Source organism: Paraburkholderia caballeronis, assembly GCF_900104845.1.
GTDB classification, from domain to species: domain Bacteria; phylum Pseudomonadota; class Gammaproteobacteria; order Burkholderiales; family Burkholderiaceae; genus Paraburkholderia; species Paraburkholderia caballeronis.
The window spans coordinates 2,406,957-2,429,620 of the sequence record NZ_FNSR01000001.1; the positions used below are offsets into that span (position 1 = coordinate 2,406,957).

At 68.2% G+C, this 22,664-nt stretch carries 9 protein-coding genes and 2 tRNA genes; 8 read left to right on the plus strand and 3 right to left on the minus strand.

What is annotated here, in order from left to right:
• Positions 1-124: 124 nt before the first annotated feature.
• Positions 125-2,584, minus strand: coding sequence for a ribonuclease R (gene rnr / locus BLV92_RS10765; protein ID WP_090544715.1), 2,460 nt, complete (start codon positions 2,582-2,584; stop codon positions 125-127).
• A 392-nt stretch (positions 2,585-2,976) separates the two neighbouring features.
• On the opposite strand from rnr, the gene BLV92_RS10770 reads away from it, so the two are divergent.
• Together BLV92_RS10770 and BLV92_RS10775 are read left to right on the plus strand one after the other, a co-directional pair.
• Positions 2,977-3,063: transfer RNA gene (locus tag BLV92_RS10770), tRNA-Leu, on the plus strand.
• A 180-nt stretch (positions 3,064-3,243) separates the two neighbouring features.
• Positions 3,244-3,330: transfer RNA gene (locus tag BLV92_RS10775), tRNA-Leu, on the plus strand.
• Positions 3,331-3,444: 114 nt separating this feature from the next.
• On the opposite strand, the gene BLV92_RS10780 is transcribed toward BLV92_RS10775, so the two are convergent.
• Positions 3,445-4,704, minus strand: a complete 1,260-nt coding sequence (locus BLV92_RS10780; RefSeq protein ID WP_090544717.1) for a hypothetical protein — start codon at positions 4,702-4,704, stop codon at positions 3,445-3,447.
• Positions 4,705-4,883: 179 nt separating this feature from the next.
• Entirely contained in the window at positions 4,884-6,326 is a 1,443-nt protein-coding gene (locus tag BLV92_RS10785; RefSeq protein ID WP_090544719.1) for a glycosyltransferase family 87 protein, read from the minus strand.
• A 230-nt stretch (positions 6,327-6,556) separates the two neighbouring features.
• Between BLV92_RS10785 and BLV92_RS10790 the strand changes: the two genes are divergently transcribed.
• The 6 genes from BLV92_RS10790 to BLV92_RS10815 all read left to right on the plus strand — a co-directional run bounded on the left by BLV92_RS10790 (position 6,557) and on the right by BLV92_RS10815 (position 22,664).
• Positions 6,557-8,071, plus strand: coding sequence for a UbiA family prenyltransferase (locus BLV92_RS10790; RefSeq protein ID WP_090544721.1), 1,515 nt, complete (start codon positions 6,557-6,559; stop codon positions 8,069-8,071).
• A 14-nt stretch (positions 8,072-8,085) separates the two neighbouring features.
• A complete protein-coding gene (locus BLV92_RS10795; RefSeq protein WP_090544723.1) occupies positions 8,086-8,451 on the plus strand; it encodes a hypothetical protein in 366 nt (121 codons plus the stop codon).
• Positions 8,452-9,366: 915 nt separating this feature from the next.
• The gene (locus tag BLV92_RS10800) at positions 9,367-18,765 is read left to right on the plus strand and encodes a DUF4347 domain-containing protein (RefSeq protein WP_090544724.1); all 9,399 of its coding nucleotides are present in this window, start codon (positions 9,367-9,369) and stop codon (positions 18,763-18,765) included.
• A 200-nt stretch (positions 18,766-18,965) separates the two neighbouring features.
• On the plus strand, positions 18,966-20,405 hold the full coding sequence (locus tag BLV92_RS10805) for a TolC family protein (protein WP_309147435.1): 1,440 nt from the start codon (positions 18,966-18,968) through the stop codon (positions 20,403-20,405).
• A complete protein-coding gene (locus tag BLV92_RS10810; protein WP_090544728.1) occupies positions 20,402-21,214 on the plus strand; it encodes an efflux RND transporter periplasmic adaptor subunit in 813 nt (270 codons plus the stop codon). The genes BLV92_RS10805 and BLV92_RS10810 overlap by 4 nt, the downstream gene beginning before the upstream one ends.
• Before the next feature lie 4 nt (positions 21,215-21,218).
• A complete protein-coding gene (locus BLV92_RS10815; protein ID WP_090544730.1) occupies positions 21,219-22,664 on the plus strand; it encodes an efflux RND transporter periplasmic adaptor subunit in 1,446 nt (481 codons plus the stop codon).

Consider the following 22,664-nt stretch of genomic DNA (forward strand, 5'->3'; position numbering starts at 1 on the left):
GGCATGAGTGGCGCGCAGCGCGCATCGCGAATAAAAACAGCGGCGCGGCCAGCAAGACCGCGCCGCGCCGTCGAACCCGACGCGGCGTTACCGCCGCGTCGCGTTCGACTTCAACGCTTCAGCTTCAACGCTTCTTGCGCGGCGACTTCTTCACCGCGGCCTTCGGCGCACCGCGTTTTTTCGCGGTATTCGAAGCGCCGCGCGCCGCGCGCGCTTCCTTCACCGCCGCGCTCGGCGCGCTGGCCGCTTTCTTGCGGAACGCCCCTTCGCCCGGCGGCATCGAACGCACGCGCGGGCCGCCTTCGACGCTACCCTTGTCGGCGGCCGACGCGCGCGGCGCGGGCGGCTTCACCGGCGTATCGCGCACGAGCCGGAAGTCGATCTTGCGCGCGTCGAGATCGACGCGGCTCACCTGCACGCGCACGCGGTCCGACAACCGGTAGCGGATGCCGGTGCGCTCGCCGCGCAGTTCGTTGCGGATCTCGTCGTACTGGAAGTAGTCCGCGCCGAGTTCGGTCACGTGCACGAGCCCCTCGATGAACAGCGTATCCAGCTGCACGAAGATGCCGAACGACGTGACGCCGCTGACCATCCCGCCGTATTCCTCGCCGAGCCGGTCGCGCATGAAGTAGCACTTGAGCCACGCCTCGACGTCGCGCGACGCCTCGTCCGCGCGCCGCTCGTTCGCCGAGCAGTGCAGGCCGAGTTCTTCCCAGATCGCGGTGTTGCCGTTGCGCGGGCGCTTGCCGTTCTTCTCCTCGTCCTCCGCCTGCAACGCGCGCGCGCGCGGCGACAGCGCGGTGTTCAGCACGACGCCCTCGGGCGCGTGCGGCTGGTACTTGCGGCCTTGCAGCACCGCGTAGATCGCGCGGTGCGTGAGCAGATCGGGATAACGGCGGATCGGGCTCGTGAAGTGCGCGTATGCCTCGTAAGCGAGGCCGAAGTGGCCGATGTTGTCCGGGCTGTAGACGGCCTGCTGCATCGAGCGCAGCAGCATCGTCTGCAGCATCTGCGCGTCGGGCCGGTCGCGGATGTGCGCCATCAGCGCCGCATAGTCGCTCGCGTGGGGCGTGTCGCCGCCGCCGAGCGTGAGGCCCATGCCGCGCAGGAACGTCCGCAGGTTTTCGAGCTTCTCGGCGGTCGGCCCCGCGTGCACGCGGTACAGGCCCGGGTGCCGGTTGCGCTTCATGAAGTCGGCCGCGCACACGTTCGCCGCGAGCATGCATTCCTCGATCAGCTTGTGCGCGTCGTTGCGCTGACGCGGCACGATCTGCTCGATCTTGCCCTGCGCATTGCAGACGATGTACGTCTCGGTCGTGTCGAAGTCGATCGCACCGCGCTTCTGGCGCGCGGCGAACAGCGACTTGTACACGCCGTACAGGTTCTGCAGCTGATCGAGCAGCGCCGCGCGGCGCATCGCCTCCGGACCCTTCGTGTTCTTCAGCACCGCCGCGACTTCGGTGTACGTGAGCCGCGCCGCCGAATGAATGACGCCCGGATAGAACTGGTACGCCTTGATCTCGCCGCGCGCGGTGATCACCATGTCGCAGACCAGCACGCAGCGGTCCACCTGCGGGTTCAGCGAGCACAGCCCGTTCGACAGCTTCTCCGGCAGCATCGGAATCACGCGGCGCGGGAAATACACCGACGTGCTGCGCTCGATCGCATCGATGTCGAGCCCGCTGCCGGGCTCCACGTAGTGCGACACGTCCGCGATCGCGACGATCAGCCGGAAGCCGTCGCCGCGGCCGACCTTCATCGGCTCGCAGTACACCGCGTCGTCGAAGTCGCGCGCGTCCTCGCCGTCGATCGTCACGAGCGGCACGTCGCGCAGGTCGACGCGATAACGCAGGTCGGCCGGACGCACCTCGTCGGGCAGCTTCGCGGCATCCGCGAGCGCCGCGTCGCTGAACTCGTGCGGCACGCCGTACTTGCGCACCGCGATCTCGATCTCCATGCCCGGATCGTCGATGTCGCCGAGCACCTCGACCACCCGGCCGACCGGCTGCGAATGACGGCTCGGGAAGTCGGTCAGTTCGATGACGACCACCTGCCCGACCTTCGCCTTCTTCGTGTTCTGCGTGACGAGGATGTCGTGGCCGATCCGCTTGTCCTCCGGCGCGACGATCAGCGCGCCGTTCTCGTTCAGCAGCCGGCCGATCACGCGGCGGTTGGCGCGGTCCGTGACCTCGACGATGTGCCCTTCCGGCCGCCCGCGCCGGTCGTAGCCGACGATGCGCGCGAGCACGCGGTCGTTGTGCATCACCTTCTGCATTTCGCCTTGCGGCAGGAACAGGTCGTCCTGGCCGTCGTCGCGAATCAGGAAGCCGAAGCCGTCGCGATGGCCCTGCACGCGGCCCGCGACGAAGCTGGACGGATGCGTGAGCTGGTAATGGCCGCGCGAGTCGAGCCGGATCTGCCCGTCGCGCTCCATTGCGGCGAGCCGTCTGAAGAACCCTTCGCGCTCCTGGCGCTTGATGGCGAGCGCTTCGGCGATGTCGTTCCCGGTGCACGGGGTCTCGCTGGTGCGCAGCACGCCGAGAATCTCTTCCCGGCTCGGAATCGGGTACGGATATTTGCTCAAGGGCTTGTCGATGGTTGTTCTCGTTGCGTGGACGCCGGACGCTGCGCCGCCCCATGCGGCGCTCCCCCAGTCTTCGATTCGAGCGATGCGGCAGAGGCCGGCCGGCGTCGCGGCGGGCGCAGGCCGCCTGCAACCTGCTTGCAGCCCGCTCGCCGCCGGGCCTGCGGCCCTGCTGCGAGGCATTCTAACACCCCCATTTGACGCGGCGAGACGCCGCAAAGGCCGTCCGCAAACGGTTTGCGGGTATAGGAAGGTCCGCGGACGACGGGTTGCGCCTGCCCGCTTGCAATGCCGACGCCAAATCCTTGACAAAGGCTCATTGCTCGCTATAATGGCGGTCTTTGCTGATTCGCGAACGAGAAATCCGCAACGAAGAAAGCAAAACGCACCTTGCCCAGGTGGCGGAATTGGTAGACGCACCAGGTTCAGGTCCTGGCGGTGGCAACACCGTGGAGGTTCGAGTCCTCTCTTGGGCACCAGATTCGAAAGCAAGGCCGCCTGCGGGCGGCCTTGCTGTTGAACGAAGCAGGACGGCGTTCGATACCGGTTCAGTCCCGGCAAACGAACGGCGAGCGGTACGACGAAGCGTTTCAAAGTTTGTGAATTTCGATTGACACGCTGAATCGGCCCGCTAAAATGGTGGTCTGACTTGAAGACGTGCCCAGGTGGCGGAATTGGTAGACGCACCAGGTTCAGGTCCTGGCGGTGGCAACACCGTGGAGGTTCGAGTCCTCTCTTGGGCACCATCAAGCAGTTCGTAAAAGAACCCGCGAAAAGCGGGTTTTTTTATTTCCGCTTCCGGTTTACTCACCCCAACCCGCTTCACCGATTCCCCGACTCCCCGCTTCCCCGATTTCCGCTTACGACGACGAAGCCGCCGCGGACTCCGACCGCCGCTTCGCATTACGCACCCTCTCCCGCTGCCCCGCGTTCACGACCCCGTCGCCGCGCGTCGAAGCCAGCACGAACCGCCGCCCGCCCATCTCCGCGCCCGACGCATTGCGCGCGTCGCGGGTCTTTTCCGCATGGGCCTGATACGCCGCCTCGATGCTCGCGGCGATCGTCGCGCACAGGATCATCACGAAACCGACGTACAGCAGGCTGAAGTTGCGCAGTTCGTCGTGATAGCAGAACGCAAGAAAAAGCGGCACGTTGACCGCGACGCCGATCAGCAGCGACTGCCGCATCATGCCGGGCAGCCTCGGCCACGCGGTACGGACGAGTACGAACAGCAGCAGCAGGTTCAGCGCGTTGAAGCCGCCCGCGACCGGGATCCCGTAGTTGTATTCGACGCGCCAGTAACTCGACGGCGTCGCGAGATACGCGAGGTTCTCCCACAGATGGAACTGCACGACGCCACCGGGGTTGTCCGCGTAGCGCGCCTTCACCAGCAGATTGACGACCGCCGCGACGCCGACCAGCAGCCCCTGCACGCCGAGCGTCGCGCGAACCGGCAGCGACGCGCGCAGGAACGGATACAGCATCAGCACGAAGAACAGGAACGACTCCTTGTTGAACGTCGCGAGCGCGGTCAGTATCGCCAGCGCCACGAAACGCCCGCGCAGCGCGCAGCGCACCGCGAGCGCCATGAACAGCAGTTCGCTCAGGTCGTAGAAATAACCGCCCTCGCACATCAGCAGCGGCAGGATCAGCGCGAACGCGAGCGGCGCGAGCGCGGCGGCCACCGGGTCCGCGCCCAGGTCCCGGCACACGCCGCGCAGCGCGAACAACGCGAGCAGCAGCGCGCCGAACGCCATCGCATAAACGAGGTAATAACGCAGCGCATAACGCGGATCGCGGGAATCCGGCGTCCCCGCATAGAACCGCGCGATCGGATGATGCGACGGGTCGTCGTCGAGCAGCAGCGTGTTGACGCGCTGCCTGACGCCGTCCGGCAGCGCGCGTTCCACGCCGTTCGCGAGCAGCGGCATCAGTTGACGGTACACGTACGGGCGATCCGCGGTGCCGTCCAGCATCTTCGGCAGCGACGCATAACCCATCCCGTCGCGCAGATGCCATTTCGTGAAATAACCGCTGAACGACGACGCCGCGGCCAGCAGATAAACGACGATCAGCAGCAGTTGCCTGACCCCGGCATGGGAAATCGGTCGGCTCAGCATGGTCCCCTCGCTAAATGGCCCGCGCTATCGCACAAGAGCCGCATCCATCGTATGCCGCGCCGGTCCGCGCGGCGCATCGAAACCATCCATTGCGCCCGGCCATGCAAGCGACGGCCGCATTGTCGAATGCAGGCCGTCGCACGCAGACAGGCGAGCGGCACCGCCGTCGCCGCGCAATGTCATCCCCGCAAGCGTAACGACCGCATCGGCGGAAACAGTTGCCTGCCCCACGCTACGCTGCGGCCGTCCGTTTCCATCGGCGGCACCACGCGCAGATGCCTGCGCCGGCGCGGCGCGCCGCCCGATTCGAAGCGTCCCGCGTCCGCGAACGTCAGTACGTGGACGAGCACGAGCAGGATCAGCGCGCCGACCATCAGCGCGGAGCCGGGAAGCCAGTGCGCGGTCAGCGCATACGACGCCGCGAGCGCCACGAACCCCGCGACGCGCGCGGCCGAAGCCCGCAGCCGCAGCAACGCGAACGCCGCGCCGATGAACACCGTCGACGCGATCCCGTAGTGGTGCTCCCACGCGATCGGCGATGCAATCGTGAACGTCAGCGCCGCGAGCAGGAAGTCGAGGAAACTCGATGCGCCGTGGCCGCGCCGCGGCACGAACAGCGCGGCCGCGATCATCGCCGCGGAACTGACCAGCGTGCCGATGTGCACGACCGGATCGACGCGCGGAAAACCGTGCGCGTCCCACGTGAACGGATCGCCGGTGCCGAGCAGCCGGTTCAGCATCCCGTTCACCGACTGGTTCGCCTGATACACCTCGCCGGTGCTCGACAGCGCGCGCAGCACCGCGACGTAATCGACGTTGTTCTGCACGCCGAACGCGCCGAGCGCCGCGAGCCACCCGGTCGCGACGACCACCAGCCATGCGATCGCGAAGCCGCGCTCGCGCCGCAGCAGCGCCCACACGAAGAACAGCGAGAACTGCGGCTTGAGCAGGCAGATCAGGCCGATCAACACGCCCGCGAGCGCCCTGCGCCCGCCGAGCCACGCGCAGGCGGCGAGCGCGAACAGCAGGTCGATGCCGGTCTGGATCTGCCCGAGTTCGAGCGCGCGCATCAACGGATAAAACAGCAGCGTCGCGAGCGCGAACGCGATCGCAAGCGGCCAGCGCGCGTCGCGCAAAGGCGTCGCCTGCGCGAGCCGCAACGTCATCCACCCGGCGACGAGCACGTCGAGCGCGACGGCGATCTGGCTCGCCGCATTGAGCCCGACCTGCCCCACCTGCACGCCGGCCGCCGACAGCAGCGCGAACGGCAGCAGGCTCGTCAGCGGATACTGGAACTTCGTGTGTTCGACGAAGAACAACTGCTCGTAGATGCGCCCGCCCGGATGCGCCTGCAGCCAGCGGTACGCGTCGATCATCACGTCCCACGAATCGCCGGCGCTGAAACCGCCGACCCACGTCGTGCCCCAGCGATACAGCAGCGTCAGCGACTGGCCGTGCGCCGGCAGCGCGTGCAGCCGGCCGAGCGCGTACAGCGCCGCGTCGAGCGCCGGCGCGAGCGCGACGAGCACGACGCAGACGACGAACAGCGGGCTGCGCACGAACGGCGCGCGACGCGGCGTGATCTCTCGCGCGGGTTCAGCGAGCGTAGCGGGTCCACGCATGGCGGGCGGCTCCTTTGCCGTATCGGGACGGCGACGAACGCGGGCTGATCGGGCCGATCCTGATGTCCCGGCGAAAAAAGTATAGTGGCCGCGCCCCGCGCGTTATGTGGCCGCGCTCACGGTCCGCGCACGCTTTTCGCCGCCGGACCGGCCGTCGCGGCAACGTCTCCTGCCGCACATACCGCGTGCTGCACCGCATTTAATCTGCCTCTCGTCCGAAGGAGGCTCGAATGCAAAGGAATCTCGCCGAAATCGATTCGACGACCCCGTATTATCTTTGGGGCACCGAAGACAGCTTCCCCGCCCGCCGTCCGTCCGGGCTCGCGGGCGACGCCGACGTCCCGCTCTGCGTCGATCTCGACCACACGTTCACGCACACCGACCTGCTGCTCGAATCGGTGCTCGTGCTGCTGAAGCAGAATCCGCTCTATGTCTTCGCGTGCCTCTTCTGGCTGCTGAAGGGCAAGGCGTGGCTGAAGGCGCAGGTCGCGAGCCGCGTGTCGATCGACGTCGCCGTGCTGCCGTACGACCGCGCGCTGCTCGACTATCTTCAGCAGGAAAAACAGAACGGCCGCAGCGTGTATCTGTGCACCGCCGCGCACTGGACCCACGCGCGCCGGATCGCGGACCACTTCGGCCTCTTCAGCGGCGTGCTCGCGAGCAGCGAATCGACGAACCTGTCCGGCCGCAACAAGGCCGCCGCGCTCGTGAACAAGTTCGGCGAGCACGGCTTCGACTACTGCGGCGACGCGCTGACCGACGTGCCGGTGTGGAAAGAGGCGCGCCGCGCGATCGTCGTCGGCAGCCGGCGCATCGCGTCGGCCGCGTCGCGCGTGAACGACCGCATCCTGTTCTTCGAGCGCAAGCGCGCGATGCTGCGCCTCGTCGTGAAGGAAATGCGCGTCTACCAGTGGGTAAAGAACACGCTGATCTTCGTGCCGCTGCTCGCGTCGCACCGCTTCACCGACTTCGACGCGCTCGCGGCGGCCGGCATCGCGTTCGTCAGCTTCTGCCTGTGCGCGTCGTCGGTGTATCTGCTGAACGACCTGCTCGACCTCGACGCCGACCGCCGCCACGCGCGCAAGTGCCGCCGCCCGCTCGCATCAGGCGAGTTGCCGATCTCGTTCGGCATCGGCCTGTCCGGCGGGCTGCTCGTCGCGTCCGTCGCGCTCGCGGCGCTGCTGCCGTGGAAGTTCGCGCTGGTGCTGGCCGGCTACTTCGCGGCGACGCTCGCGTATTCGTTCGTGCTGAAGCGGCAGATGCTGATCGACGTGTTCACGCTCGCGGGGCTGTACACGGTGCGGATCGTCGCGGGCGGCAAGGCCGACGACATCGCGCTGTCGTACTGGCTCGTGCTGTTCTCGGGCCTGATGTTCGTGAGCCTCGCGATGGTGAAGCGCTACGCCGAACTCGACGCGGTGCGCCGCAGCGGCAAGACCGAGGCGGCCGGGCGCGGTTATTTCGCGGAGGACACGGCGATCCTCTGCGCGCTCGGCACGGCGGCGGCCTACGCGGCGGTGCTGGTGCTCGCGCTGTACATGAACTCGCCGGACATCACCGGGCTGTATCGTCACCAGCAGCCGCTGTGGGTGATGTTCGGGCTGCTGCTGTACTGGATCAGCCGCATGTGGATGCTCGCGTTCCGCGGCAGGATGACCGACGATCCGATCATCTTCGCGGCGCGCGATCACGTGAGCCAGATCGTGATCGGGCTGTGCGTCGTCTGCGTGATGGTCGCGATCTGAGCCGGGGCGCGGACATGATATCGATCCTGTTCCTGTTGTTGAGCGGCACGTGCAGCGCGATCGCGAGCATCCTGCTGAAGAACGCGAGCAGCGGCGAAGGCGCGGCCGCGCTCGCGTCGTCGTTCGCGATCGACCGGCCGATGCTGCTGCGGATCAGCGCGCTCGGCGCGTACGGCATCGGCTTTCTGATGTACGCGCTCGCGCTGCGGCGCGTCGAGCTGCACATCGCGTATCCGCTGATGGTCGCGATCACCGTGATCGAACTGTTCGTGTTCAACGCGTGGGGCGGCGGGCTGCCGCCGCTGAAGGCGGCGTCCGGGGCCGCGCTGCTCGTGCTCGGCGTGTGCCTGCTTTATTCGTCGCAGACGACGCACGCGTAGGCGGCATTATTCCGTCCGAACGATCGTGATACAGGCATGCCGATTTTTAAAAAAAAAGACGCCCGGCTGCCACACGAATGCCCGCGCAAACGTATGCGGGAAATTACCTGAGTTCCCGGAATAAAATTTTGTTGCCGCGCATTTAACATTTCGCTAGCATCCCGCCTGTCCATTTCCCGCCAGTTGATCGTTTGCTTCGCCTTTCTGATCGGTATAAACCCGGATAGGCGCGGCAAACATTCATAGGGATGCCAAATTGACGCCGCGGCCTGCGCAGGCCGCGGCGACTGCCGGCCGGCTCGATTCGACGGATCGGCGGGGCTTGGCGAACTGTCCGGACGGAGATGAGCGTCGTTTACGCCACGATGCGCGGCGATCCGGCGATATCGGTCACGGTCATGTAAAGCATGCCGTCCTTTATTCAGTGCCCGCATTTTTCGCTTCAGAAAAAATGCACCGATGACGTAAACATGGCGAGAACCGCGCGATAGCGGGAACGCAAGTCCAGATTTTAAGCAGAACTGACACGGGGCTCGATCCCGTGTAGAAAAAATTCGACAGACAGACATTCGGGCCGGGTGAAGGGGAAAACTACCCGGCTCCACGCAAGATCACCAAATGATCGCCCGTCGAGGCAACGAATTCGCGGACGGGCGGGCGTACGGACCAACGCCTGGGGAAATGACGTGCCAGTTCTACCCGCTCACGACCGGCTAATGGAATGGCCCGGCCGGACATCGCCGCTCGCTGCAACGCGCACCCGTTCCGCTTCGCCCCCCTCCGTCAACATCGCTTCCGCGATCATGCAAGCCGGCTGCTGATCGCCGACCCAGCGTCAATCACAGCGCGGGCAGCCGACGTTGCCCGGGAACGCGAGCGCGGCATCGGGCCGAACGCCGCCTGGAGAGTATCGAGATGAAGATCGTCAAGCAGTGGTTCGCACGCCAGAAAGATACCCGCCGAGCGGCCGCCGACCGCCCGCGCCCGCGCGTCGCGGCCGCCCCGCTGCTGCTCGCGCTGGAACCGCGCGTCGTCTACGACGCGTCGGTGGCCGCGGTCGCCGCGCAACCGCACCCGCACGAACACGCTCCCGCGGACCTCCATCGCGCGACGGAAACCCATACCGATACCGCCACGGCCAGCGCCTCGCCGGCCTCGTCCGCCGGCCGCGCATCGCAGACAGCGAGCGAGACCGCGGGGTCCGGCCGCCACGCGAAAGCCGACGACGGCCGCGCCCCGACGAACCCGCAGGATACGCAACACCCGACGTCGAGCGCCCAGACCCAGGTCGTGTTCATCGACCCGAGCGTCGCGAACTACCGGACCCTGATCGCGGGCCTGCCAGCCGGCACGCAGTACGTGGTGCTCGACGCGAACACCGACGGCCTCGCGCAGATCGCGCAATACCTGCAGGCCCACCACGGCGTCGAATCGATCAGCCTGGTCTCGCACGGCAGCGACGGCGCGATCCAGGTCGGTTCGACCTGGCTCACCAACGGCGACCTGTCCGGCTACAGCACGCAGCTCGCGCAGATCGGCGCGGCGATGAACGCCGGCGGCGACTTCCTGATCTACGGCTGCGACGTGGCCCAGCAGGCCGACGGCCAGGCGCTGGTGCAGAAGATCGCCGGCATCACGCACCTGAACGTGGCCGCCTCGACGGACGCGACCGGCGCGGCCGCGCTCGGCGGCAACTGGACGCTCGAATACCAGGTCGGCAACGTCCACACCGCGCTGAACGAATCGGCCAGCGCCGAGGCGCAGTTCAACGAACTGCTCGACGTGACGACGGAAACCTACGACGCCGCGGCCAACGACAACTTCCAGGCCGTCGGCCAGTCGCAGTTTGCGCTCGACGGCCTCGTCTACACGTTCGACCAGCTCGGGAACTCCTTCGCGTACAACGATTGGAATTCGCCGAACGGGCCGACCGGCATCACGGATTCGTCCACCGACGGCGTGCTGGAGATCAACGCCGACGGCGCATCGCCGATGCACAACGTCACGATCTCGCTCGCCAACGGCCACCTGTTCAGCCTGCAGAGCTTCGATCTCAGCTCGTTCAACGGCAACCTGTACATCCAGGCCAGCTACGCCGACGGCTCGGAAAGCGCGCTGATCCAGATCGCCACGGCGGGCAGCTTCACCGGCAACGTATCGAACCAGAACCAGCTTGGCACCGCGTTCAACAACATCGTCTCGTTCTCGCTGATCGACCAGAACGACACCGGCAGTTTCAAGCCCTCGCTCGACAATCTGACGTATACCGACAACGGCCCGGCCGTCGCCACCAGCAGCGGCAGTACGTCCTGGGTGTCGAGCAACAACGGCACGGGCGGCACCGCGATGGCGGTCGATCCGGGCATCACGCTCACCGATCCCGGCTCGCCCTCGGCGAGCTCCGCCACGGTGCGCATCACCAACGTGCAGAGCGGCGACCAGCTGTCGTTCGTGCCGCAGAGCGGCATCTCCGGCAGCTACGACTCCACCACCGGCATCCTGCTGCTGACCGGCAGCGGCTCGCCGAGCATCGCCGACTGGCAGGCCGCGCTGCGGTCGATCACGTTCTTCAGCACGCAGACCTCGCCGAGCCTGTCGACCGCCACGCGCACGGTGTCGTTCTCGTTCAACGACGGCGTCGAGTCGAGCAACGTGGCCACCCGCGCCATCACCGTCACCGCCACCGACCAGACGCCGATCGTGACCGACGGCGGCGCGGCCAGCACCGGCTACGTCGCCGGCACGGCCGCGGTCAGGATCGACACCAGCCTGCACGTCAGCGACGCGGACACGCCGAAGCTGGTCTCGGGCACCGTCACGATCGGTAGCGGCTACACGGCCGGCGACACGCTCGCGTTCAACAATTCGAACTCGACGCTGTACGGCGACATCATCGGCTTCTACGACCCGACCTCGCACAAGCTCACGCTGACGTCGGTAACCAACAACGCCACCGTCGCGCAATGGCAGAACGCGTTCGAGGCCGTCACGTTCTCGAGCGCTTCGGGCACGTCGAGCGGCACGCGCGACATCGCGTTCGCGGTCAGCGACGGCACCGATACCAGCGCGCCGCTGCACCACAGCGTGGTGGTCACGCTCGGCCCGACGATCAGCACCGACACCGGCTCGGCGCAGTTCGCGAGCGGCAACAACGCCACCTCGACGCCGGTCGCGGTCGATCCGGGCATCCTGCTCACCGACGGCAACAGCTCGACGCTGGTCAGCGCGACCATCTCGATCGTCGGCAACTTCCAGGTCAATCATGACGAACTGGTGTTCATCGGCAATCCGTCGACGATGGGCAACATCAGCGGCGTCTACGACAGCGGCACGGGCATCCTGACGCTGACCGCGGCCGGCGGCGCGTCGCTGCTGCAGTGGCGGACCGCGCTCGCCTCGATCCAGTTCACGAACGACCTGGTGGTGCCGTCCGCCCTGACCCGCACCGTCAGCTACCAGATCAACGACGGCACGCTGACCAGCCCGGTGGCCACGCGCACCGTGACCGTGACGGCCACCGACCAGACCCCGGTGCTCGGCGCCGGCGGCAATACCGTCGCGTTCTTCGCCGGCGACAACGTCGCCTCGACGCCGGTCACGGTCAACAACGCCATCACCGTCACCGACCGCGACGGCGGCCCGCTGCAGCAGGCCGTGATCACCATCACGAGCCATTACGAGGCGACCGACGTCCTCGGCTTCAACAACAACAGCACCGCGCTGTACGGCAACATCTCGGCCGTCTACACGAACGGCGTGCTGACGCTGACCTCGTCGGGCAGCCAGGCCACGCTCGTGCAGTGGCAGAACGCGCTGCGGGCCGTCAGCTACACGTCCACTGCGATCACGCCGGGCAACAGCGCGCGCACCGTGAGCTTCGTGGTCAGCGACGGCATCGAATCCAGCACGGGGGTCACTTCGACCCTGACGGTGACCGACACCGACCAGACGCCGGTGATCGGCGGCACGGCCGGCAGCGCCGCCTTCACGCAGGGCGACAACGCCCCCTCCACGCCGATCGCGGTCGATTCCGGCATCGTGCTGGCGGACCGCGACGGCAACACCTTCACGTCGGCCATCATCACGATCGGCAACTACGACAGCAACGGCGACGTCCTGCTGTTCGCCAACAACGGCTCGACAATGGGCGACATCGTCGGTTCCTACACGAACGGCGTGCTGACGCTGATCTCGCAAAGCGGCACGGCCACCCTCCCGCAGTGGCAGGCGGCGCTGCGCTCGATCCGCTTCACCGACACCGCGGCCACGCCGAGCACCACGCAGCGTGCCGTCGGCTTCACCATCAGCGACGGCGCCAAGACCAGCGCCGCCTGGCAGCGCATCATCAACGTGACGCTGACCGACCAGTCGCCGATCGTCACCGACACCGGCGGCACCGTCAACTTCAGGTCGGCCGACAATGCCCCCTCCACGCCGATCGTGGTCGATGCCGGCGTGACGCTGACCGACTCCGACACGCTGACCATGACATCGGCCACCGTGGCGATCACCGGCAACTACCAGAACGGCGAAGACGTGCTCGCGCTCGGCAGCGGCTCGTTCGGCGACATCCAGGCGAATTTCGACGCCGGCACCCTTACGCTGACCTCGGCCGGCGCGTCGACCAACGCTCAGTGGCAGGCCGCGCTGCGCTCGGTCACCTACACCGACACGGCCGCCGTCCCGCAGACCGCGAACCGCACCATCAGCTTCAGCGCCAACGACGGCACCAGGTCCAGCACCGGCTCAAGCAAGGTCATCGTGGTAGAAGCGACCCACCAGACCCCGGTGCTCGGCAGCTCGGCCAGCAGCGTCAGCCATCTGTCCGGCCAGGCCGCCACCTCGATCGACAGCGGCATCACGCTGACGGATCTGAACGCGAGCGGCTCGACGCTGGTCTCGATGTCGATCACGGTGCAGATCACCTCGGGGCTGCAGAGCGGCGACGCGCTCGGCCTCAGCCTGCCGACGTCGACGCTGACCAACGGCATGAACGTCACCTACGACGGCACCAGCGGCACGCTGACGATCAACTCGACCGGCGGCACCCTCGCGCAATGGCAGACGGTGCTCGACAACATCCAGTTCTCGACCGCCCCCAACGCCCCGCTCGGCGCGCGCACGCTCAGCGTGTCCATCAGCGACGGCGTGAAAACCAGCGCGCCGCTCGGCTATACCGTCGACGTGATCAGTTCCGCGCCGGCCCTCGCCACCTCAAGCAGCGGCAGCGCGAGCTTCGTGGCCGGCGACAATGCGGTTTCGACGCCGGTGGCGGTCGACCCCGGCCTGACGGTCGCGGATCCGCTCGGTAACGTGGTGGACAGCGCGGTGGTCGCGATCACGGACAACCCGCACATCGGCGAGGACCTGCTCCAGTTCGTCAACGACGGCCAGTCGATGGGCAACATCGCCGGCAACTACAATCCGTTGACCGGCGTGCTCACGCTCACGTCGATCGACGGCTCGGCCACGCTCGCGCAATGGCAGGCCGCGCTGCGCTCGGTCACCTATACCGACACCGCCGTCACGCCCGACACGGCCACCCGCACGCTCAGCTTCACGGTCAACGACGGCACGAAGGACAGCACCGCGCTCACGCGCACCGTCACCGTGACCGACGCCGACCAGACGCCGGTCATTTCAACCGGCAGCACCGGCAGCGCCTCATTCGCCGCCGGCGACAATGCGGTTTCGACGCCGGTTGCCGTCGATAACGGCATCATCTTGTCGGACCGCGACAACACCACGCTGGCCTCGGCCACCGTGCAGATCGGCAGCGGTTTCCACGCAGGCGAGGATGTGCTCGGCTTCATCAACGACGGCACGATGGGCAACATCACGGCCAGCTACGACGCCGCCGACGGCACGCTGACGCTGACGTCGGCGAGCGGCACCGCCACGCTTGCGCAGTGGCAGGCCGCGCTGCGCTCGGTCACCTACACCGACACGGCGATCACGCCGGACACGGCTACCCGCTCGATCAGCTTCGCCGTCAGCGACGGCACGCAGACGAGCGCCGCGCTCACGCGCGACGTCACCGTGGCCGACACCGACCAGACGCCGATCGTGGGCTCCACGAGCAGCGGCGCGACCTCGTTCGTGTCGGCGGACAACGGGCCGTCGAGCCCCGTCACGGTCGATACCGGCATCGTCGTCAGCGATCTCGACAACACCACGCTCGCCTCGGCCACCGTGCAGATCGGCGCGGGTTTCCACGCGGGCGAGGACGCGCTCGGCTTCGCCAACGATGGCCTGTCGATGGGCAACATCACGGCCAGCTACGATGCCGCGACGGGTACGCTCACGCTCTCCTCGCTCGACGCGAGCGCCACGCTCGCGCAATGGCAGGCCGCGTTGCGCTCGGTCACCTATACCGACACGGCTGTCACGCCCGATACGGCCACCCGCGCCATCGGATTCAGCGTCAACGACGGCGTGAAGACAAGCGCCCCGCTCTCGCGCGCCGTGACCGTCACGGCCACCGACCAGACGCCGGTGATCTCCGGCGGCAGCACCGGTTCGGCCGCGTTTGTGGCCGGCGACGATGTCGCCTCCACGCCGGTGGCGGTCGATGCCGGCCTCACGCTGTCGGACGCCGACAACACGACGCTCGCGTCGGCCACCGTGCAGATCGGCAGCGGCTTCCACGCCGGCGAGGACCTGCTCGCGTTCACGAACGACGGCGCGACGATGGGCAACATCGCCGCCAGCTACGACGCATCGACCGGCACGCTGACGCTGACCTCGGCCGGCGCGAGCGCCACGCTCGCGCAATGGCAGACGGCGCTGCGTTCGGTGACCTACACCGACACGGCGATTACGCCGGATACGGCTGCCCGCACGCTCAGCTTCACGGTCAACGACGGCACGAAGTCGAGCGCCGCGCTCACGCGCACCGTCACCGTGGCCGACACCGACCAGACGCCGATCGCAGGTTCGTCCAGCAGCGGGTCGGCTTCGTTCGTGTCAGGCGACAACGCACCGTCGACGCCGGTTACCATCGATAACGGCCTCACGTTGTCCGACCTCGACAACCCGACGCTCGCATCGGCCACCGTGCAGATCGGCGCGGGTTTTCATGCCGGCGAGGACGTGCTGTCGTTCACCAACGACGGCGCGACGATGGGCAACATCACCGCCAGCTACGACGCATCGACCGGCACGATGACGCTGACCTCGGCCGGCGCGAGCGCCACGCTCGCGCAATGGCAGGCCGCGCTGCGCTCCGTGACCTATACCGACACGGCAATCTCGCCGGATACGGCTACGCGCACGATCGGCTTCACCGTCAACGACGGAATCAAGAGCAGCACGACGCTCGCACGCACCGTGACGGTGACCGATACCGACCAGACGCCGGTGATCTCGACCAGCAACAGCGGTTCGGCCCCGTTCGTCGCTGGCGACAACAGCCCCTCGACGCCGGTCGCCGTCGATAACGGCATCACGCTGTCGGACCTCGACAACACGACGCTCGCGTCGGCCACCGTGCAGATCGGCGCGGGTTTTCATGCTGGCGAGGACGTGCTGTCGTTCACCAACGACGGCGCGACGATGGGCAACATCACCGCCACTTACGACCCATCGACCGGCAGACTGACGCTGACCTCGGCCGGCGCAAGCGCCACGCTTGCCCAGTGGCAGGCCGCGCTGCGCTCCGTGACCTATACCGACACGGCAATCTCGCCGGATACGGCTACGCGCACGATCGGCTTCTCCGTCAACGACGGAGTCAGGAACAGCACGACACTCACCCGCGCCGTGACGGTGACCGATACCGACCAGACGCCGGTCATCTCGACCGGCAGCATCGGTTCGGCCTCGTTCGTATCAGGCGACAACGCACCGTCGACGCCGGTCGCCATCGATAACGGCCTCACGTTGTCCGACCTCGACAACCCGACGCTCGCGTCGGCCACTGTGCAGATCGGCAGCGGCTTCCATGCCGGCGAGGACGTGCTCGCGTTCACCAACGACGGCGCGACGATGGGCAACATCACCGCCAGCTACGACGCATCGACCGGCACGATGACGCTGACCTCGGCCGGCGCGAGCGCCACGCTCGCGCAATGGCAGGCCGCGCTGCGTTCGGTGACCTACACCGACACGGCGATTACGCCGGATACGGCCGCCCGCACGCTCAGCTTCACGGTCAACGACGGCACGCAGACGAGCGCGGCGCTCACGCGCACCGTCACCGTGGCCGACACCGACCAGACGCCGATCGCAGGTTCGTCCAGCAGCGGGTCGGCTTCGTTCGTGTCCGGCGACAACGCACCATCGATTCCCGTCGCCGTCGATAACGGCCTCACGCTGTCGGACATCGACAACACCACGCTGGCCTCGGCCACCGTGCAGATCGGCGAGGGTTTTCATGCCGGCGAGGACGTGCTCGCGTTCACCAACGACGGCGCGACGATGGGCAACATCACCGCCAGCTACGACCCATCGACCGGCAGACTGACGCTGACCTCGGCCGGCGCGAGCGCCACGCTCGCGCAATGGCAGGCCGCGCTGCGCTCCGTGACCTATACCGACACGGCAATCTCGCCGGATACGGCTACGCGCACGATCGGCTTCACTGTCAACGACGGAGTCAGGAACAGCACGACGCTCACCCGCGCCGTGACGGTGACCGATACCGACCAGACTCCGGTCATCTCGACCGGCAGCATCGGTTCGGCCTCGTTCGTGTCAGGCGACAACGCGCCGTCGACGCCGGTCGCCATCGATAACGGCCTCACGTTGTCCGACCTCGACAACCCGACGCTCGCGTCGGCCACCGTGCAGATCGGCAGCGGCTTCCATGCCGGCGAGGACGTGCTCGCGTTCACCAACGACGGCGCGACGATGGGCAACATCGCCGCCCGCTACGACGCATCGACCGGCACGCTGACGCTGACCTCGGCCGGCGCGAGCGCCACGCTCGCGCAGTGGCAAGCCGCGCTGCGCTCGGTCACCTACGTCGACACGGCGGTCATCCCCGCCACGGCCACGCGCACGATCGGCTTTTCCGTCAACGACGGCACGAAGTCGGCCGCCCCGCTGTCGCGCAACGTCACGGTCACCGCGACCCACCAGACGCTCTCGATCGACACCGGCGACACCACCGTGCCGTACACCGCCAGCGGCGACGCGTCCGCGACGGTCGCGGTGGGCGCCGGCATCACGCTGACCGACCTCAACGCAACTGCGCCGACCTCCGCGACCGTGTCGTTCGGCGGCACGTTCGATCCGCAGCACGACGTGCTCGCGTTCGCGCCCGGCGGCGCGACCGGCAACATCACCGCGAGCTACGACGCCGCGCGTGGCGTGCTCACGCTCACGTCGAACGGCGCGACCGCGACGCTCGCGCAATGGCAGGCCGCGCTGGCGGCGGTCAGCTATCGCGACACGCAGGTCGAACATGCGGACAGCACCCGCACGCTCGTCTTCGCGTTCGGCGACGGCACCGCATCGAGCGCACCGGCCACGCGAACGCTGGAGATCACCGGCGTGCCGCAGCCGGTCGGCACGCCGATCCTGCCGCCGTCGCAGCCCGACCGTCTGCGCGAGCCCGCCGTCGTCGCACCGCCGCCCGTACTGCCCCTGGGCCGCGGCAATCCGCTGATCGTGACCAGCGCCAACGGCAGCAGCGACAACGTCTCGAACCCGCTGATCGTGCTGAACGCATTCGATATGCCGCAGCAGATCAGCCCGATTGCGCCCCGGACGACCTTCACGTTCGCGGCGCAGGGCGCGCGCGCGGATACCCTGGGCGGCACGCATGTCGCCCAGCTCGACTCGATCGTGCCACGCGGCGTCGACGTCGCGGTCCCCGCCGCACGCACGCTGCCGGCGGCCGACGTTCATCCGCTGCCCCAGGCCGGCAGCGGATTCGCGCTGAACGTCGTCCCGCTGCTGCAGGCGCCGGCGGCGCACGACGCCGCGCAAGGCGGAGCGGACATCGCCGTCACGCTGTCCGACGGCGCGCCGCTGCCGTCGTGGCTCCACTACGACCCGGTGCGCGGCGTGCTGACCGGCACGCCGCCGAACGGCCTGCACTCGGTGCGCATCACGCTGCTGGTGCGCGATGCGGCCGGCAACGTGACGCGCCGCGACGTCGTCGTCCGCTTCGATGCACCGGGCGCCCCCGCGACGGCCGCGCCCGCGCGCGACGCGGCAAAACCGGCCGCCCGGCCGCATGCCGCGCTGCCGCCCGCCAAGGCTTCGCTCGCCGCGCAGTTCGCGAACGCGCACGCCGCACTGCACGTCGCCCGCCAGGAGGCGGCGGCGCCCGACGGGCAGCACGCCGCCGTGGAGCACCATTCGTGACCCTCGCTTTCCTTACCCAGCCTGCCATTTTTCATAAGAGACCAGTCGAAGTGAAAACCTTGTCGCTCGGGGGACGCGCACCGCGCCCCGCACTGCTTGCGGTCGCGGTCGCGGTCGTGTGGCTGTCCGGCTGCGCCGTCAAGCCCGCCCCGTTCTCCGACGCGGAGCGCGCCGAAACGGCCCGCGCCGATCGCACGGCCATGTTCGCGGACCAGCAGCCGGTATCCGGACCGATCACGCTCGACGAAGCCATGGCGCGCGCGATCCGCTACAACCTCGACCATCGCCTGAAGATGATGGAAGAAGCGCTCGCGCAGCGTCAGCTCGATCTGTCGAATTTCGATCTGCTGCCGAAGCTGACCGCGGAGGCCGGCTACACGAACCGCAATCACCCGCTCGCATCGGCGTCGGAAGGTCTGTTCACCCGCGAGGAATCGCTGATCCCGTCGTACTCGACCGACCAGAACAGCCGCACCGCGGACCTGAACCTGTCGTGGAACCTGCTCGACTTCGGCGTCAGCTACTACGAGGCGAAGGAACAGGCGGACCACGTGCTGGTGCTCGAACAGCGTCGCCGCAAGGTCGTGCAGTTGATGATGCAGCAGGTGCGCGAGGCGTACTGGGAAGCGATCGGCGCGCAACGCCTGCGCGACCGGATCGGGCCGCTGCTCGACGACGCGCGCAGCGCGCTCGACGATTCGCGCAACGCGCAGCAGCAAGGGCTGCGCTCGCCGGTCGACACGCTGACCTATCAGCGCACGCTGCTCGACCTGATGCGTCAGCTCGAAGCCGTGCGCGACCAGCTCGAAGAAGCGAAACCGCGCCTCGCGTCGCTGATGAATCTCGAACCCGGCACGAACTTCACGCTCGCGGCGGCCGACGCGTTCCCGGTGCCGGCCTTCGACATGCCGATGCCGCAGATGGAAGACATGGCGCTGCAACGCCGTCCCGAACTGGTCGAGGCAAGCTACAACGAGCGGATCAGCGTCAACGAAACGCACAAGGCCATGGCGAAGCTGCTGCCGGGCATCGAGTTCAGCCTCGGCGCGCATTACGACAGCAACAGCTTCCTCGTCTACAACGCGTGGCGCTCCGCCGGCATCAGCGTGAGCTGGAACCTGCTCAATCTGCTGAACGCCCGCAACATCCGCGGCACCGCCCAGGCGCAGCTCGACGTCGCGAAGGTGCAGCGGATGGCGCTCAGCATGGCGGTGCTCACGCAGGTTCACGTCGCGCGCAGCGAACTCAGCGCGAAGACGCGCCAGTTCGATCTGCTCCGGCAACTGAACGACGTCGATCAGCAGATCCTCGAACACACGCACAATGCGACGGTCGCGAATGCACAGGGCAAACTCGACGAGATCCGCGTCGCGACCGCCGCGATGATGTCGGAACTGCGCCTTTATCAAAGCTACGGCGAACTCGAAAGCGCGTACGGCCAGATGCTCGCGACGCTCGGCCTCGATCCGGTGCCGGACCAGTTGAACGGGCGCGATATCGCGTCGCTGATGCAGTCGATCGGCGACGAGCAGAAACGCTGGGACGAGCTGGCGCGGCATGGCGCGACGGCCGCCGTCGCGCAGCCGGGTCCGACGATCGCGGCGGCCGCGGCGCTCCCGGCGGGAGCCACGCAGAAATGAGGCGGTTCGCGAAATACCGCGCGGCGGCCGCGATCGCGCTGCTCGTCGCGGCGCGGTCCGCCGTCGCGGCACAACCCGCGGCACAACCCGCACCGCCGCCCGCCCCGTCCGCACCCGCCGCATCGCCGGCTCCGGCCATCCCGGACAGCGGCGATCCGCGGATCCGGATCCAGCTCGTCTCGCGCGACCAGGTCGACGTGTCGAGCGAGATTTCCGCGAAGATCGCGTCGCTGCCGTTCCGCGACGGCGACGCGTTCCGCGCGGGACAAACGCTCGTCACGCTCGACTGCTCGCTGTTCAACGCGCAGTTGCACAAGGCCCAGGCCGACGCCGACGGCGCGCGCGACCTGCTCGACGTGAACCGCAAGCTGCAGGCGCTGCACTCGATCGGCGAACTGGAGGTGCAGCAGGCGCAGGCGAAGCAGAAGGCCAGCGCCGCCGACGTCGCGTACATGCAGGCCACCGTGCGCAAATGCGCGATCGCCGCGCCGTTCGACGGCCGGGTGTCGAAACGCAGCGCGTCGCCGCAGCAGTTCGCCGAGCCCGGCAAGCCGCTGCTGACCATCATCGACACGAGCCATCTCGAACTGAAGATGATCGTCCCGTCGAAGTGGCTCGCATGGCTGAAGCCCGGTCACGCGCTGAACGTGCAGGTGGACGAGGTCGGCAGGACCTATCCGGCGAAGGTGGCGCGGATCGGCGCGCGCGTCGATCCGGTGACGCAGACCGTCGACGTGACGGCGTCGCTGACCGGCAGCGCGCCGGAACTGCTGCCGGGCATGAGCGGCTGGGCGACCTTCGCGCGGTGACGCCATGACGGAAACGCGCACGCCGGAAGGGACGGCGCAGCAGGCTCGCATCGACGGCCAGCAGCTTGCGCTGTTGTGGCAACTGTCGGCCCGCGCACGCGCGGCGGCCAGCGAGGCGACGCTCGGCTTCACGATCGTCAACGAGACGCTGGCGCTCGTTCCGTACCGGCAGGCGGCGTGGTGGCGCGGCGACGCGCCCGGTCACGTCGCCGCCGTGTCCGGCCTGCCGCAAAGCGACCCGAATGCGCCGTACGTGCAGTGGCTCGGCGCGCTGTGCAGGACGCTCGCGCGCGGCCTGCGGCCCGCGCCGCCCGCGCCGGCCGCCGCGCACGTCGAGGGACAGGGCGCGCCGGTGCTGCCGGCGCGGCCGCAGGTGCGAACCTTCACGGCCGCCGATCTGCAGGCCGACGCGCCGCACGTCGCCGCCGAGTGGAGCGCGTGGTGGCCCGCGCACGGCGCGTGGCTGCCGCTCACCGACCGCGGCGGCCATCCGGCCGGCGGCGTGGTGTTCGCGCGCGACGACGCGTGGTCCGCAACCGACACGGCATTGCTGACCGAACTGGGTCAGGTGTGGGCGCATGCGTTCGAGGCGTTCTCGCCGCGCGCGTCGTGGCTCGAACGCGCGCGCGCCGCGCTGCGCCCCGGCCGCCAGCAGCGCCGCGTGCTGATCGGGCTCGCGATCCTGTGCGTGATCCCGATGCGACTGACGGTGCTGGCGCCGGCGGAAGTCACGCCGAAAGACCCGTTCGTGGTCCGCTCGCCGCTCGACGGCGTGATCGATCGCCTGTACGTGAAGCCGAACCAGCCCGTGCAGCGCGGCACGCCGCTGCTCGGCCTCGACGCGACGACGCTGCAGTCGCGTTACGCGGTCGCCCGCAAGGACTTCGACACCGCGCAGGAGGAATACCGGCAGACCGAACAGCTCGCCGTCACCGACGACCGCACGCGGCTCGACATGGCCGAGCGCCGCGGCAAGCTCGACCAGAGCCGGGTGGAACTCGACTACACCGCGCGGCAGCTTGCGCGCGTGAACGTGAACGCCACGCGTTCCGGCGTCGCAGTGTTCAGCGATCCCAACGAATGGACCGGCAAGGCGGTGGCGGTCGGAGAAAAGATCCTCGTGCTCGCCGATCCGGCCCGCGTCGAGGTGACCGCGTGGCTGCCGGTGGCCGACAACATCGACGTGAAGCCCGGCACGTCGCTCACGCTGTATCCGAAAAGCTCGCCGCTGTCGAGCTACGACGCGCGGATCGATTCGATCGCGTGGCGCGCGGAGCCGACGCCGGACGGCGTGCTCGCGTACCGGGTCCGCGCGACCTTCGCCGCCGGCGACACGCACGCGCCGCTCGGCGCGATGGGCACCGCGCGCATCCGCGGCCCCTGGGTGCCGGCGATCTATTACGTGCTGCGCCGCCCGCTGACGCTCGCGCGTCAATGGCTGGGCTGGTAA